Below are 13535 nucleotides of genomic sequence, written 5' to 3' on the forward strand. Positions count from 1 at the left end.
ACCCGGGTCTGGCCTGCAACTTCAAGTGATCGTCAAGTGGCTGAGGGTGACTGGATTCGTACACGATGTTCTGCGGCACTCCCGGGACTGGTTAAGACTCACGTTCGTTCTTCCATCCCTGAATGACAGGAGTGTTCGATATGCGTAAGACGCTTGGGCGTACGACTCTGGTGGCCGCGCTGGCGCTGGCAGGCGCTGCGGTCGCCGTTCCGGGTGCGGCCGGCGCCGATCAGCACAACACCCCGGCTGTCACCGCGAAGCCCATGAGCCTGTACGCGCCGTCCGCGCTCGTCCTGACGGTGGCGCCGGGCACGGGTGACGACGGTGCCTCCGTCATGCGCGCGGTCACACTGAGCTGCGCGCCCGGCGCCTCCGGCACACACCCGGACGCCAAGGGTGCCTGCGCGGAACTCGCCCGTATGAATGGCGACTTCACCGCGCTCATCGCCGGTCAGCCGGCGAGGGTCTGTACCAAGGAGTGGAAGCCGGTGACGGTCACGGCGGACGGTGTCTGGCAGGGCCAGCGCGTCTCGGAGCGCCACACGTTCGGCAACCCGTGCGAGAAGCTCGCGGGCCAGGGCGTGGTGTTCAACTTCTGACCTGAGCGCGCGGCTCATCGCCCGTGGGCGGGTGAACGCGGCGGCGGGACACCCCGTTTTCTGAGGGGTGTCCCGCCGCTCGTCATGGTGCGAGGGGGAGGGGCGTGCCGGACAATGGAGGGCGGTCGGAGGTGTCGATGGATCCCGTGACGGCCTTGCGGCGGATCGCGTTCCTGCTGGAGCGCACCCAGGCCCCCACTTACCGTGTGAAGGCGTTCCGTACGGCGGCCGCGATCGTCGCCGGGATGGCGGACGGCGAGGTCGAGAAGCGCGTGGCCGCCGGATCGTTGGAGTCGGTACGGGGGATCGGCCCCAAGACGGCGCAGGTGGTGTGCGAGGCACTGGACGGTCAACTGCCGGGATATCTGCGGCGATTGGAGGAGGATGGCGCAGGCGGTTCGCTGGCCGACGGGGGTGAGCGGCTGCGTGCGGAGCTGCGCGGCGACTGCCATCTGCACTCCGACTGGTCGGACGGCGGCAGCCCGATCGAGGAGATGGGCCTGACGGCGGCGGAGCTCGGCCATGAGTGGGCCGTGCTCACCGATCACTCGCCCCGGCTCACCGTCGCGAACGGTCTCTCGCCCGAGCGGTTGCGCGAGCAACTGGCCGTGGTCGCCGAGGCCAACAAGCGCTGGGCGCCGTTCCGGCTGCTCACCGGCATCGAGTGCGACATCCTCGACGACGGCTCGCTCGACCAGGAGGACGAACTCCTCGACGTACTCGACGTCGTGGTCGTCTCCGTGCACTCCAAGCTGCGCATGGACGCCGACGCGATGACCCGCCGTATGGTCGCGGCCGTCCGCAATCCGTACGCGAACATCCTGGGGCACTGCACCGGCCGGCTCGTCACCGGTGGGCGGGGGAAGCGGCCGGAGTCCGCGTTCGACGCGGACGCGGTCTTCGCCGCCTGCGCCGAGTCGGGCACCGCCGTCGAGATCAACAGCCGCCCGGAACGGCTCGATCCGCCGCGCCGGCTGCTGCGCCGCGCGGTCGACGCCGGGGTGCTGTTCTCCCTCGACACCGACGCGCACGCGCCCGGGCAGCTCGACTGGCAGGTCTACGGCTGCGCCCGGGCCGAGGAGTGCGGCGTCCCGGTCGAGCGGGTGGTGACCTCGTGGACGGCGGAGGAACTGCTGGCGTGGACACGGCACGGCAGGACACCGGCCCGGGCGTCGGGCACGGGCTGACGGGCGCTTACGGGGTCGGTATGCCGAGGGCGGCGGGGAAGTGCTTGACCGTGCCCCGCACCGTGTCGGAGAGGGAGGCGATGGCCGAGGTGTGCGACGGGCCGGGCTCGGGGAAGGCGCCGGTCAGCGACAGACCGATCGCCGTGGCGACACCGGCGGCGACGAGAGAGGTGCGGAGCACGCGAGAGGTGGTACGCATGGCGGCTGATCCTTCGGGAGGGCTGGGCGGTGATCCTTCGACGTCTTCGAAGCTACGGCCCGACCGTCAAGGTCATCCGTACGCCGTGTAACAGCCACCGGGCTTGTTCATCTCGAACGTGTTGACGGTTCGCCGTTCAATGAATCACCCGAACAGCAGGCACGCCGTGTCCATCGGCGGCGTCGGCCGGTTGTCAGAGCGTGATCTCAACACGACGTATCGCCACTGTCCTCGCCCTCGCCGCCGGAGTCTCGGGCCTCGGAGTGTCGGCGGCGAGCGCCGCCCCGATCGGCGGCATCAAGCCCATCGACGTCTCCCCGATCAGCACCCTGGACGGGCTCACCGCCGCTTCCGTACCGGCGGACCAGCGGAGCAAGATGCCCACGCTCAAGGCGCAGCTCTCGCAGCTCAACAAGCTGAACGACCTCAATCAGCTGCATCAGGTCACGGACCTCGTCACGCCGCTCACGGGTCTGGTGCCCGCCGTCGAGTAGCCGACGCGGGTGTCCGGATCGCGGCCGAATATGTGTTCGCCCGGGACCGAAAGGTGACTGTCAGGAGGGGTGAAAGTGCCGGTAGTAATTGCTCGTCGCATGTGACAGGACGCCGACGTCGTCGGCGCACCACGCATGCCAGGACGAGGAGACCCACGTGATCAGGACCCGCATCGCCTGTCTCGCCTTCGCGGCAGCCGCCGCCACCGCCGTCGCGGTGGCCCCCGCCAGCGCGGCCCCCGGCGACACACAGAACATGTGCGCCTACACGCTGACCCCGAGCGGCTATGTGGACACCCAGTGGGGCTACAACTCCGCATGCGGTACGAGCAACTTCAACCCGAACTACAAGACGGTGAAGCAGCTCACCGGCCTCCCGGTGGGCACCCGGGTCAACGCCTGCGCCTCGACGTACCCGCCCGCGGGCTGGACGATCAGCAGCACGTACTACTCCAGCAGCTGCAGATACTCCGCGACCCCGAGCTTCGACCCCAACGCCTGGACGATCGTCCGCACCTCCTGACACCGTCGACGGCGCGCCCCGGCCGCACACCGGGGCGCCGCCCTGAGGGTGCGTCAGCGCCGCAGAACGAGTTCTGCGTCCAGTAACGCGACGTCGCACCCGGTTCCGTACAGGTCGATGCCTGGGACAATGAAGCGCACCAACGGGGGCACCCGGACGGGGGGCGCGCGTGATGCGGTACTGGCGGCGCGGGATCTGGGCGGGCGCGGTGCTCGCCACCGGGGCGGTGGTGGCGGTCGCCGTCCAGGACCGCAGCCTCAGCAGTACCGGATCGCTGATCTCGGTCCTCGGCTTCGTCGTCTCGCTGGTGGGGCTGATCGGCAACACACTGATCGTCGGCGTCGGCCCGGTCCCCGGCGAGCCGTCCCCGGCCGAGCACCTGGACCACGCGGCCGACGCGCTCGCCGAGGCGGTGCGGCTGCACTGGCAGGCGGAGTGGCGGCTGCGCAGGCTCCAGGACCCCCGACCCCTGCCGGTGCGCTGGACCACGGCGGCGCCGTGGCTCGCGGACTTCGACGAGAACATCGGGCTGCGCCACGGCGGCGCGGCCGAACTCGACGGTGTACTGGACGACATCACCCGGGTGTTCGCCCGTGTCCCCTCACGCCGCTTAGTGGTGCTCGGCGCGCCCGGCAGCGGCAAGACCGTCCTCGCCGTCCGCTTCACCCTGGACGCCCTGGCGCGCCGTAACACCGGCGACCCCGTGCCGGTGATCTTTCCCCTCTCCACCTGGCAGCCCGACACCACGAGCCTGTACGCGTGGCTCTCCACCCGCCTCACCGACGGCTACCCGGCGCTCGGCTCCGTCCAGCCGTCGGGATCCTTACTGGCGGCGGAACTTCTGGACACCGGCCGCGTCCTCCCCGTACTCGACGGCCTGGACGAACTCGCCGCGCCCGTGCGGACGGAGGCCGTGCGGCAGTTCAACTCCGAGCTGGACCAGGGCAGTCCGGTCCTCCTGACCTGCCGCAGCCAGGTGTACGGCCAAGTCGTCACCGAAGGCGATGTGTTCACGGCGGCGGCCGTCGTCGAGCTCCAGCCGCTCGCCTTCGAAGAGGCCGCCGCGTTCCTGCGGCTCACCGCACGGCCGCTGCGCGGACCGGCGGGGGAGCGGACCACCGCCTGGGACCCGGTGCTCGCCCAGTCGCGGCCGGGCGACCCGGTACGCCAGGTGCTGGCCTCGCCCTTGATGGTGGCGATGGCGCGAGCCGTGTACGGGGAGTCGGGCAACGACCCGATGGAGCTGGTGCGGCGGCCCGAGTTCGCCGATCCCACGGCCCTTGAGGAGTATTTGCTCGACGGTTTCGTCCCCGCCGCCTTCGCCGGGTCCGCCCGCTGGGACGCGGGCCGGGCCGGGCACTGGCTGCGCTTCCTCGCCCGCCATCTGGAACACCGGCAGACCCGGGACCTCGCCTGGTGGGAGCTGCACACCGCGCTGCCCCGGCCGCTGCCGCGACTCGGCCCGCTGCTGCTGCTCGGCCTGCTCGCGGAGGCGGTGTGTCTGCCGCTGTGGGCGCTCGGCGGCGACCCCGCGCTCCCGGCCGTCACCGCCGCCACTGTGGCCGGTGCCTGCGCGGGATACGCCGCCGGGACCCGGCCCCGCCGCAAGTGGCTGCTGCCCCTGCTGTACGCGGTTCCGCTCAGCCTGGTCGTCGGGCTGACCCGGCCGCTGAGCCAAGACCCCTATCTCACCGTGCCGTTCGCGGGGATGCCACGCGCGCTCGGCTGGCTCGCGGCGGGCGGGCTCTACGGTCTGGTGATCGCGACGGGCCTCGCCGCCATCGCCATCCCGACCTCACCGGTTCCGTCGACGATGCCGTTCTTCGGCCGCAGACGGCGTCGGCGCAGACCTTTGCGGCGCTGGGCGCGGCGGGCGCTGGCCGGACTCGTCGTGGCGGCCGGGGCGCTCCTGGTCGGGGTCGGCTTCCTGCCCGGATCGCTGCTCCTCGTCGCCCTGGCGGCCGTCGTCGCGGGGGCGTTGACGGTGTACGTCGCGCGGGGCGAGCCGGGGGATGCGGCGGCCAAGACGGCGAGACAGCGCGACCCCGCCGGTCGGGCGCGCCGACTGGGCCGGGCCATGACGCACGGACTCTCCGCCGGGCTGCTCGCGGGTCTGGCGCTGGGGGCCGTGTTCACGGTGACCGAAGGTGCCTCGGCGGCGGTACGGGCGGGTGCGCGCGACGACTTCCCGGTGAGCGGGCCGGTGGCGCACGCGCCCGACGGTTCGCGGTATGCCGACGCGCCGGACGGCACGCGCTACGGCCTGCGCGCGGACGGCGACACGTATGTCGTCCTGCCGACCCCGGTCCACGGCACACTGGTCCACCACTCCGGTACGGACGAGTTCGCGCTCCCCGACGACGTACGCGAGCTCGACCTGTGCGCACCACCGGCCCGCTGCACGCCCGTAGACCAGCGCCTCACCATCGCCGCACACGACTACCGATCGGACGGCGAGGTCTTCACCGTCCGGCTCACCGACGGCCGCACCGTCGGCTCGTACGATCTGTCACCCCTGCTGAACACCGCGCAGGCCGAGTGGCTGACCCGGCAGAGCCCCGGCCAGATCCTGCGCTCGGCGGTCGTCTTCGGCCTGGCGGGCGGCCTCGGCCTCGGCCTTGTCGCCGGTATCGCGGCCGGGTTGCACCGCTGGTTGGGCGCGCCGGCCGACGTGACCCGCAGCCTCAGCCCGTCGGCGAGCCTGGCCACCGACCGGGGCACGGCGCTGGCCCGCGCGTTGCTGATCTATCTCGCCGCCGTTCTCGTCGGCGGCGCCCTGCCCCGCCTCCTCGCCCTGCCGGACGCCGCGACCATCGGCGCGTACGCCCTGATCCCGACGGGCGTGGTCACGGCCGCGCTGTCGGCGTGGGGGCGCCTCGGCGTGGCCCGCCTGTGGCTGTGCGCTCGGGGCGCGCTGCCCTGGCGGCTGATGGCCTTCCTGGCGGAGGCGCACCGACTGGGCGTACTGCGGCAGGCAGGCGCGGTATACCAGTTCCGCCACGCCCGCCTTCAGGAACGTCTGGCGCTGTCGGTACGCGCTGATCTTTAGGGGCGCGGGGCTGTGTCATTGTGCGGCTCCGCCGCGTGGGCGCGACCAGCCACCCACGGTCCGCAGCCAACAGGCCTCCGGTCGTTCATACGACCGCGTCGACCAACATGAACACGGCCACCGCGAGCAGTACATACGCGAAGACCCGCTGCAACGTCCCGCCGGAAACCTTCGTGGCGAGCCGCTTCCCGTCCCACGCCCCAAGTACCGCGGCCCCCGTGAACGGCCCGACCACCGCCCAGTCAAGACCCGCGGCGGTACCGGTCCGAGCCGCCAGCGCGGCCAGCGAGTTGACGGTGATGACCAGCAGACTGGTGCCCACAGCGGCCCGCATCCGCAGACCCACCACGCAGACAAGCGCCGGAACCGCGAGGAACCCGCCGCCCACCCCGAGTACCCCGGTCACCGCCCCGAGCCCGGCCCCGGCGCCGACGGTACGCCGCCACCCGGCGGGCGTCGGCCGGTACGAAGCGTCCGGCGGCCGCAGCATCCGCACCGCCGCCACTCCCGCGATCACCGCGAACGCCCCGGTCAGCACCGCGTCCGGCACCCGGCCCGCGACCGCGCCGCCCAGCGCCGCCGGGACGAGTCCGGCCGCCGCGAAGAGCCCGCCGCCGCGCCAGCGGACCCAGCCGTCCCGCGCGTGCGCGTACAGCGCGGTGGCCGAGGTCGTCGTCACGATGATCAGGCTCGCGGTGGTGGCCGCGACCGGGGTGAAGCCGAGCAGATAGATCAGCGCGGGCACCGCGAGCACACTGCCGCCGCCTCCGAGCGCGCCGAGCGCGAGGCCGATCACCGCCCCGGCGGCCAGGGCGAGAACCAGGGCGCTCACGCCCGTGCGGCGGTCACGGCGAGCCCGGCCTCCCGTGCGGCGGCGAACTCGTCGTCGACCGCGACGACCTCCCGGCCCCCGGCGTCGGCCAGCGACGCGGCGATGGCGGCCCGCATACCGCCCGCGCAGTGCACCCATACGGTCCCGGACGGTATCTCCCCGAGCCGGTCCCGCAGTTGATGCACGGGAAGGTGCAGTGAGCCGACGATGTACCCCGTCGTTCGTTCGGAGTCGCGCCGGACGTCGAGGACGACCACGTCCCGGTCGGCGGCCGCCAGTTCGGCGAAACGGGCGCGCGGGAACGAGCGCGGCTGCTCCCCGCGCCGCACCCAGTCAGCAGGCGAGCCGATGGCGGCCGCAGCCGGACGATCGATGCCGACTCGTACCAACTCCCGCTGAGAATAGGCGAGTTGACCCACAGAGGCAGCCAGCAATGTGACCGGCCTGCCCCACGGCAGCAGCCACGCCAGATAGGTGGCGAGCTGCCCCTCGGCCTCGAAGTTGAAGGAGCCCGCGACATGGCCCTCGGCGAACGCGGCCCGGTCGCGCAGATCCACCGCCCACTCCCCGGCGGCCAGCCGCCCCGCGATCTCGTCGGCGTCCGCGAGCGGCGGCGCGGTGAGGTCGACAGGCGCGGGGCCCGCCGCGTTCAGCGGGCCCATGTGGGTGTAGTACGCGGGCACGTCGTCGAGCCCGGCCGCCAGCCCGGCGAGGAAGGTCCCGATGTCCTTGACCAGCGCCTCGTTGCTGCCGCGTTCCTTGCCGATGGTGGTCGGGCCGCCGTCGGCGGGCGCCGAGGAGCAGAAGCTGCCGAAGCCGTGGGTGGGCAACACGGCGGTCTCGTCCGGCAGTTCGGCGGCGAGCCGGTGCGCCGAGGTGTACTGCGCGCGGGCCAGTTCCCCGGTCAGGCGAGGCTCCACGAGGTCGGGTCGCCCGACTGTGCCGATCAGCAGCGACCCCCCGGTGAACGCGGCCCTCGCCTCTCCGGCCGCTTCGAGGACGTACGCGGTGTGGTGCGGGGTGTGCCCGGGCGTCGCGATCGCACGCAACGCGAGCCCCGCATCCAATTCCACGCGGTCGCCGTCCTCGACCGCCACCCGCCGAAAGGCGACCCGGGCGTCGGCGGGCACCAGATAGGCGGCCCCGGTGAGCCGGGCGAGCTCCAGACCGCCGGACACATAGTCGTTGTGCACATGCGTCTCGCAGACGTACGCGACCCGTACACCCCGCCGGGCGGCGGCCGCGATCACACGGTCGACGTCCCTCGGCGGGTCGATCACCACGGCGGTGTGCGCGCCGCCCGCCAGATAGCCGCGGTTGCCGAGTCCCGGCACCTCGATGGTGTCGATGAAGAACACGTCGTACTCCTCTCGTTTCCGTCGCGGCGGCCGAAAATTACCCCCCGGGGTATCCATATGCACGCGGGAATGCGCGTACCCCAGGGGGTAATTCGAAAACGGGTGTGGGACAGGGTGCGCACGCATGCTGTGTCGCGCCGCACGAAAGCCGGGCTCGCGGGAGATCGTTGGCCGGGGGCACGGCGAGCGGCGGAGGCGGCATGAAGAGCGACGGCACCCCGGGGCTCGTCCTGGTCACCGGTGCCACGGGGTACATCGGCGGCCGTCTGGTGCCCGAGCTCCTGGACGCGGGGTACCGGGTGCGCTGTGTGGCACGTACACCGGAGAAGCTGCGCGACTACCCGTGGGTCGGGCGCGTGGAAGTCGTACGGGGAGATGTCACCGACGCCGCTTCGATGGCGGCGGCGCTGCGGGGCGTGGACGTGGCGTACTACCTGGTGCACTCGCTCGGCGCCGGGCGAGGATTCGAGGAGACGGACCGCACGGCCGCCCGCGTCGTCGCCGAACGGGCGGCGAAGGCGGGCGTGCGGCGGATCGTGTACCTGGGCGGCCTCACGCCCGTGGGCGTGCCCGAGCGGGAGCTGTCACCGCATCTGCGCTCCCGGGCCGAGGTCGGCGAGATCTTCCTGCGCTCCGAAGTGCCCGCGACCGTGCTGCGTGCCGCCGTCATCATCGGCTCCGGATCGGCGTCGTTCGAAATGCTGCGTCATCTGACCGAACGGCTACCGGTGATGATCACCCCGAGCTGGCTGAGCAACCGGATCCAGCCGATCGCCGTACGGGACGTCCTGCGCTATCTCGTGGGCAGCGCCCGGATGCCCGCCGAGGTGAACCGGACCTTCGACATCGGCGGCCCCGAGGTCTTCACGTACGAACAGATGATGCGCCGGTACGCGGAGGTCGCGGGGCTGCCGCACCGGTTGATCCTGCGGGTGCCGATGCTGCCGCCGAGGCCGTCCAGCCACTGGATCGGCCTGGTCACACCGGTGCCCCGGGCGCTGGCCCGGCCGCTCGCGGAGTCGCTGCGCCATGAAGTGGTCTGCCACGAGCACGACATCGCGCACTTCGTCCCCGACCCGCCGGGCACGCCGATCCCCTTCGACACGGCGATCGCACTCGCCCTCAGACGGATCAAGGAGGCCAACGTCGCCACCCGCTGGTCATCCGCCGCGCTGCCCGGTGCGCCCAGCGACCCGCTGCCCACCGACCCCGACTGGGCGGGCGGCAGCCTCTACACGGACCGCCGTGAGATCGTCGTGGACACCTCACAGGAGGCGTTGTGGCAGGTCATCGAGGGCATCGGCGGTGAGAACGGCTGGTACTCCTTCCCGCTCGCCTGGGCCGTACGCGGCTGGCTCGACCGGCTGACCGGCGGCGTCGGCCTGCACCGCGGCCGCCGCGACGCGGCCCGGCTGCGCGTCGGCGACTCCCTCGACTTCTGGCGCGTCGAGGAGATCACCCCGCCACGACTGCTGCGCCTGCGCGCCGAGATGCGGCTGCCGGGCCTCGCCTGGCTGGAGATGCACGCGGACCAGGGCGCGGACGGCCGCACCCGCTACCACCAGCGCGCCCTGTTCCACCCGCGCGGCCTGCTCGGCCATCTGTACTGGTGGAGCGTGTCGCCGTTCCACGCGGTGGTGTTCGGCGGAATGGCCCGCAACATCGCCCGGGCCGCCGAGCGGGTGCGGGCGGGCAGGGGCTGAGCCGCACCTACTTGCGCGGCCGTTCCTCGACGCCAGGAAGATGAACGACGATCAGGACGAAGGCCGCCAGCATGAAGTTGCGGGCCGCCGCGTCCAGGCCGTTCCACGCCTTCGACTGCCACATCGCGAACCACTCGCCCCCGATGGCGATGAACCCGGCGCCGAAGAGCAGCAGCACCATGAGCAGCCCGGCAGTGCTGAGCCGCCGGGCCCGGCCGAACCCGCCCGAGCGGCGCAGGGCCCGCGCCCAGGCGACGCACGCCACGACGAGCACAAGGGCCGCGACCGTCTCCCAGGCGATGATCAGTACGTACGCGATGTCCTGAAGAGTCGTCGAATCGATCGACCGCCACATCAGGTCCGGGTCCTTGAACGTGGTGTCCATGGCGAGGACATGCCGTACGAAGGCGCGGTTGGTGTCGAAGTCGGTGATGTTGCCGAAGGCCACAAGTGCCATATAGAGAGCGACAGTTGCGGTGAGCAGCGCGGCGGCGAGGGGCAGCGCGGGCAGCGAGGCGCGGTTGCGCGTCGCCGCGCGGGCGCGGGACAGGAACGTGGACCTGGAGGGCATGCCGGACTCTCCCCGGCGGACCGCCGGGTAAAACCCGAACCGATCAGCCGGTGGCGGGCGGGTCCGCGATCGCGGTGATCATCAGGTCGCCGGGGCGGACGGTATAGGCGACATCGGCGCTGGTGCCGTCGCCCCACTTCTCGGTGACGACGAAGTGCGACCCGTCCGTGCCCGTGGGCTTGAGGGTCCAGGAAGCCGGGACGTTCGGCGCGCGGAAGACCGGATCGGCGCCCTGGTGGCCGGTCGCCCAGGTGGTGAGCGCCTGGTTGAGGTCCTTGGTGAGGTACTTGTCGCGCACCTCGGCCGGGGTCGCGTCCTCGGTCGTGCCGAGGCGCGCGTTGCGGTAGGCCGTCAGGAACGTGTCGACCTGGTCCTGCGCACCGGGCGCGGAAAGGGTCGCCGTGGCGGGCACGGGCACCGGCTCGGCGGCGACGGGCAGCGCGCCGGCGAGGCCGAGCAGCGCGGCGGCCGCCGTGAGCGAGGCGGCCTGGAAACACGTATGTCCGATACGTCCGATCATGATCCCGAGTCAACCATCGATCCCACGGGATGTGGATCGCCCACTCGGGTGGCGCACGCAGAAATGGCGCATGCGTTCGGCCGCACCCCGGACATCAGGGGTGGCCGGGCGGGCCGCACACGGGGTGCGGCCCACCACGGGGTCCGTCAGAGCTGGCCGGACTCGGCGATGGTGATCTTCGCCTTGGTCGCGCCGCTCGACGAGCCGAGGCCCTCGATCTTCTTGACCAGCGCCATGCTGTCCTCGTCCGCGACCTCGCCGAAGACGACGTGCTTGCCGTCCAGCCAGTCGGTCACGATCGTGGTGATGAAGAACTGCGAGCCGTTGGTGTTCGGCCCCGCGTTGGCCATGGACAGCAGACCCGGCTTGGTGTGCTTGAGCTTGAAGTTCTCGTCGGCGAACTTCTCGCCGTAGATGCTCTTGCCACCGGTGCCGTTGCCCCGGGTGAAGTCGCCGCCCTGGAGCATGAAGGCGGGGATGACGCGGTGGAAGGAGGAGCCGGCGTAGCCGAAGCCCTTCTCGCCGGTGGCGAGCGCGCGGAAGTTCTCCGCCGTCTTGGGAACCACGTCGTCGAACAGGTTGAAGACGATCCGCCCGGAGGGCTCGTCGTTGATGGTGATGTCGAAGTAGACCTTGGTCGTCATGCCCCCATCCTGACATCCTGCACCGACAACCCGCTCTCCGGGCACCTCGTACGGGCGGGTTTCCGGGTACGGGGGCGGTCGGAGGCCGGGTCCCACGGGGATCAGGGCATCAGCTGTCGGCGTTCGCCTCCAGGCAGGTCAGCTCCATCTCGTCGAGATAGGCCTCGTTCGACTTGCCGGTCAGATGGGCGTTGGTCTCGATGCCGACCGCCGTCCATCCCGTGATGCTCATGAGCAGCACGCGCAGCCCGTCGGTGCCGTGCTCGGCCAGTACCTCGTCGGCCACCCGAAGCGCCTCCTCGGGCACCCGCTCCGCGGGTTCGAGCCCGACCACTGTTCGCAGCAGGCGGATCGTGGTCCGGGTGATCTCCGGCGCGATGAGCCACAACCGGCGTTCCTCGTCCTTGTCCACACGCCCCTCCTCGCTGGTGCACAGCGGAACGATATGGCCATTCCCAGCCAAGTGGACCGGAAAGCCAACTCACCGCGCGCGCAGTTGGATTGACTCCTTCCGGGCGGACGGATTCCCCAGGGGGTCGGGCTCAGGGAATCAGCTCCTTCTTGACGTCGGCGACCTGCGGGCCCGAGTCCTTGGCCGGGACGGTCCAGCGGTCGGAGGAGGCGGTGCCGTCGGTGTAGTTGATCCGGCCGCCCTTGGCCTGGGCGGGGGTGAGGTCGAAGACCTTGGCACGGAGTTGGTGGGCGCCCGGCTCGATGGCGTTGGAGTGCCGGTACTTGGCCAGGGTCACCTTGGCGGCGTTGCCCGAGTCCTCGGCGATCCGCCGTCCGTCGGGGGCGAGCCAGTGCCAGCCGCCGCCCTTGGCGACCAGCGTCTCGCTCGCGGGGTTGGCGCTGAGCGACCTCTCGTCCATCGTGACGATCGCGAACGTGCCGTACTTCGCTGTCTGCCCGCCGCCCTTCTTGACGTAGACGACGGACATCGGCGTGATCTCCAGGATGCCGACGGTGTTGGCGCCCACGGTCCGGGACGGCTCGCCGAAGGCCTGGGCGGCAGGGCCCGTGTCCGGCGCTGTGGGCGAGGGCGAGGGTGCGGGGGTGGTCGGTGAGGGAGCGGTGGACGGCGGAGTCGTCGGCGACTTGGCGGCGTTGCCGTTGCTGTCGTTGTGGCAGGCGGTCAGGGCGAGGCAGGCGGCAGCGGCGGTCGCGAGCAGGATCTTGCGCATGGTTTGTCCCCCAAGGTCTGGTACGCACGGTGAACGTACCGCCACACAATGGTCATCTGGGCGCCGGTCACCGAACTGGGACGAAGGGGGGACGCGGACGGTGAAATGGAAACCGCCCGGTGCCACCGGAGGGTGGTACCGGGCGGTTTCGCGCCTGTCCTGCTCGTCTACCTCCCGCGTGCGATCAGCACTGCGGCAGACCCGCCGGCGGGTCGTGCGGCGTGTTCACGTTGCCGCCCCACACGTACACCTCGTCGAGGTACCGGCTGCCCGTCCACACCGAGCCCTCGTACCAGACGCTGGTGTGGTACCCGCCCGAGTCGACGTAGTCCCCGCGCGCCCAGCACTCGACGTCCATCGGGCGGCTCGCCGTCGTCGTGTAGACGACCGTGCCCGCGCGGACGTGCGGGGTGGTCCGTACGTTGCTGTTGGCGTCGACGCTGTACGTCCCGCTCAGCGCGGGCCGTTCGGCGGCGGACGCCTGTCCGGCGCCGAGCCCCGTCACCGCACACACCGCCACCAGAGCGCCGGCGAGCGCGCTCCTGCGCACATCGAGCATGGTGTTCCCCCTCGTATCCGTGGATCCGGTCGGTCTCCCGTGGACCTGAACGGCGTGGCCGGTCGGCGCCACGCGAGCCCTATCGTGCGCCGGGCGCACGGCCGCGCGCGTCC

15 protein-coding genes are annotated in these 13535 nt (G+C 71.7%); 6 read left to right on the forward strand and 9 right to left on the reverse strand.

Going from position 1 to position 13535, the window contains the following annotated elements; all coding sequences use genetic code 11:
• Positions 1 to 140: 140 nt before the first annotated feature.
• Positions 141 to 599, forward strand: a complete 459-nt coding sequence (locus tag ACT1U9_RS29290) for a subtilase-type protease inhibitor (RefSeq protein ID WP_444535624.1) — start codon at positions 141 to 143, stop codon at positions 597 to 599.
• 137 nt (positions 600 to 736) lie between these two features.
• Positions 737 to 1786, forward strand: a complete 1050-nt coding sequence (locus ACT1U9_RS29295) for a PHP domain-containing protein (RefSeq protein ID WP_444539283.1) — start codon at positions 737 to 739, stop codon at positions 1784 to 1786.
• Between the two features lie 7 nt (positions 1787 to 1793).
• On the opposite strand, the gene ACT1U9_RS29300 is transcribed toward ACT1U9_RS29295, so the two are convergent.
• The gene (locus ACT1U9_RS29300; RefSeq protein WP_444535625.1) at positions 1794 to 1985 is read right to left on the reverse strand and encodes a hypothetical protein; all 192 of its coding nucleotides are present in this window, start codon (positions 1983 to 1985) and stop codon (positions 1794 to 1796) included.
• A 200-nt stretch (positions 1986 to 2185) separates the two neighbouring features.
• Between ACT1U9_RS29300 and ACT1U9_RS29305 the strand changes: the two genes are divergently transcribed.
• The 3 genes from ACT1U9_RS29305 to ACT1U9_RS29315 all read left to right on the forward strand — a co-directional run bounded on the left by ACT1U9_RS29305 (position 2186) and on the right by ACT1U9_RS29315 (position 6051).
• Complete coding sequence (locus tag ACT1U9_RS29305) at positions 2186 to 2479, forward strand: hypothetical protein (protein WP_444535626.1); 294 nt, start codon at positions 2186 to 2188, stop codon at positions 2477 to 2479.
• 157 nt (positions 2480 to 2636) lie between these two features.
• Entirely contained in the window at positions 2637 to 3002 is a 366-nt protein-coding gene (locus tag ACT1U9_RS29310) for a hypothetical protein (protein ID WP_444535627.1), read from the forward strand.
• A gap of 172 nt (positions 3003 to 3174) precedes the next feature.
• Positions 3175 to 6051 carry an NACHT domain-containing protein gene (locus tag ACT1U9_RS29315; RefSeq protein ID WP_444535628.1) on the forward strand — a complete coding sequence of 959 codons (2877 nt, stop codon included), beginning with the start codon at positions 3175 to 3177 and terminating at the stop codon, positions 6049 to 6051.
• A gap of 85 nt (positions 6052 to 6136) precedes the next feature.
• Here the strand turns inward: ACT1U9_RS29315 and ACT1U9_RS29320 are convergent, their stop codons facing one another.
• Positions 6137 to 6883: a sulfite exporter TauE/SafE family protein gene (locus ACT1U9_RS29320; RefSeq protein ID WP_444535629.1), complete on the reverse strand. Its 747-nt coding sequence runs from the start codon at positions 6881 to 6883 to the stop codon at positions 6137 to 6139.
• Positions 6880 to 8241, reverse strand: a complete 1362-nt coding sequence (locus ACT1U9_RS29325; protein ID WP_444535630.1) for a rhodanese-like domain-containing protein — start codon at positions 8239 to 8241, stop codon at positions 6880 to 6882. The genes ACT1U9_RS29320 and ACT1U9_RS29325 overlap by 4 nt, the downstream gene beginning before the upstream one ends.
• Positions 8242 to 8441: 200 nt before the next feature.
• Between ACT1U9_RS29325 and ACT1U9_RS29330 the strand changes: the two genes are divergently transcribed.
• Entirely contained in the window at positions 8442 to 9944 is a 1503-nt protein-coding gene (locus tag ACT1U9_RS29330) for an SDR family oxidoreductase (RefSeq protein ID WP_444535631.1), read from the forward strand.
• 7 nt (positions 9945 to 9951) lie between these two features.
• Here ACT1U9_RS29330 and ACT1U9_RS29335 read toward each other — a convergent pair whose 3' ends face one another.
• From ACT1U9_RS29335 to ACT1U9_RS29360, 6 genes are all read right to left on the reverse strand, one after another.
• Positions 9952 to 10515 (reverse strand): DUF2165 domain-containing protein, encoded by a 564-nt coding sequence (locus tag ACT1U9_RS29335; RefSeq protein ID WP_444535632.1) that lies wholly within the window; start codon positions 10513 to 10515, stop codon positions 9952 to 9954.
• A gap of 43 nt (positions 10516 to 10558) precedes the next feature.
• Entirely contained in the window at positions 10559 to 11035 is a 477-nt protein-coding gene (locus ACT1U9_RS29340) for a hypothetical protein (RefSeq protein ID WP_444535633.1), read from the reverse strand.
• 146 nt (positions 11036 to 11181) lie between these two features.
• On the reverse strand, positions 11182 to 11679 hold the full coding sequence (locus tag ACT1U9_RS29345) for a peptidylprolyl isomerase (protein ID WP_444535634.1): 498 nt from the start codon (positions 11677 to 11679) through the stop codon (positions 11182 to 11184).
• Positions 11680 to 11788: 109 nt separating this feature from the next.
• On the reverse strand, positions 11789 to 12091 hold the full coding sequence (locus ACT1U9_RS29350; RefSeq protein ID WP_188277682.1) for a hypothetical protein: 303 nt from the start codon (positions 12089 to 12091) through the stop codon (positions 11789 to 11791).
• 130 nt (positions 12092 to 12221) lie between these two features.
• Positions 12222 to 12863 carry a hypothetical protein gene (locus ACT1U9_RS29355; protein WP_444535635.1) on the reverse strand — a complete coding sequence of 214 codons (642 nt, stop codon included), beginning with the start codon at positions 12861 to 12863 and terminating at the stop codon, positions 12222 to 12224.
• 184 nt (positions 12864 to 13047) lie between these two features.
• Positions 13048 to 13422, reverse strand: a complete 375-nt coding sequence (locus ACT1U9_RS29360; protein WP_444535636.1) for a hypothetical protein — start codon at positions 13420 to 13422, stop codon at positions 13048 to 13050.
• Positions 13423 to 13535 lie beyond the last annotated feature (113 nt).

The sequence above is a fragment of the Streptomyces sp. BR1 genome, from assembly GCF_052373795.1.
Lineage (GTDB): Bacteria > Actinomycetota > Actinomycetes > Streptomycetales > Streptomycetaceae > Streptomyces.

What these genes read in the sequence shown, in the direction of transcription:
- ACT1U9_RS29330 (WP_444535631.1), top strand. Translation starts at nt 8,442, where the DNA reads ATGAAGAGCGACGGCACCCCGGGGCTCGTCCTGGTCACCGGTGCCACG.
- ACT1U9_RS29295 (WP_444539283.1), top strand. Translation starts at nt 737, where the DNA reads ATGGATCCCGTGACGGCCTTGCGGCGGATCGCGTTCCTGCTGGAGCGC.
- ACT1U9_RS29300 (WP_444535625.1), bottom strand. Translation starts at nt 1,985, where the DNA reads ATGCGTACCACCTCTCGCGTGCTCCGCACCTCTCTCGTCGCCGCCGGT.
- ACT1U9_RS29360 (WP_444535636.1), bottom strand. Translation starts at nt 13,422, where the DNA reads ATGCTCGATGTGCGCAGGAGCGCGCTCGCCGGCGCTCTGGTGGCGGTG.
- ACT1U9_RS29355 (WP_444535635.1), bottom strand. Translation starts at nt 12,863, where the DNA reads ATGCGCAAGATCCTGCTCGCGACCGCCGCTGCCGCCTGCCTCGCCCTG.
- ACT1U9_RS29345 (WP_444535634.1), bottom strand. Translation starts at nt 11,679, where the DNA reads ATGACGACCAAGGTCTACTTCGACATCACCATCAACGACGAGCCCTCC.
- ACT1U9_RS29290 (WP_444535624.1), top strand. Translation starts at nt 141, where the DNA reads ATGCGTAAGACGCTTGGGCGTACGACTCTGGTGGCCGCGCTGGCGCTG.
- ACT1U9_RS29335 (WP_444535632.1), bottom strand. Translation starts at nt 10,515, where the DNA reads ATGCCCTCCAGGTCCACGTTCCTGTCCCGCGCCCGCGCGGCGACGCGC.
- ACT1U9_RS29315 (WP_444535628.1), top strand. Translation starts at nt 3,175, where the DNA reads ATGCGGTACTGGCGGCGCGGGATCTGGGCGGGCGCGGTGCTCGCCACC.
- ACT1U9_RS29340 (WP_444535633.1), bottom strand. Translation starts at nt 11,035, where the DNA reads ATGATCGGACGTATCGGACATACGTGTTTCCAGGCCGCCTCGCTCACG.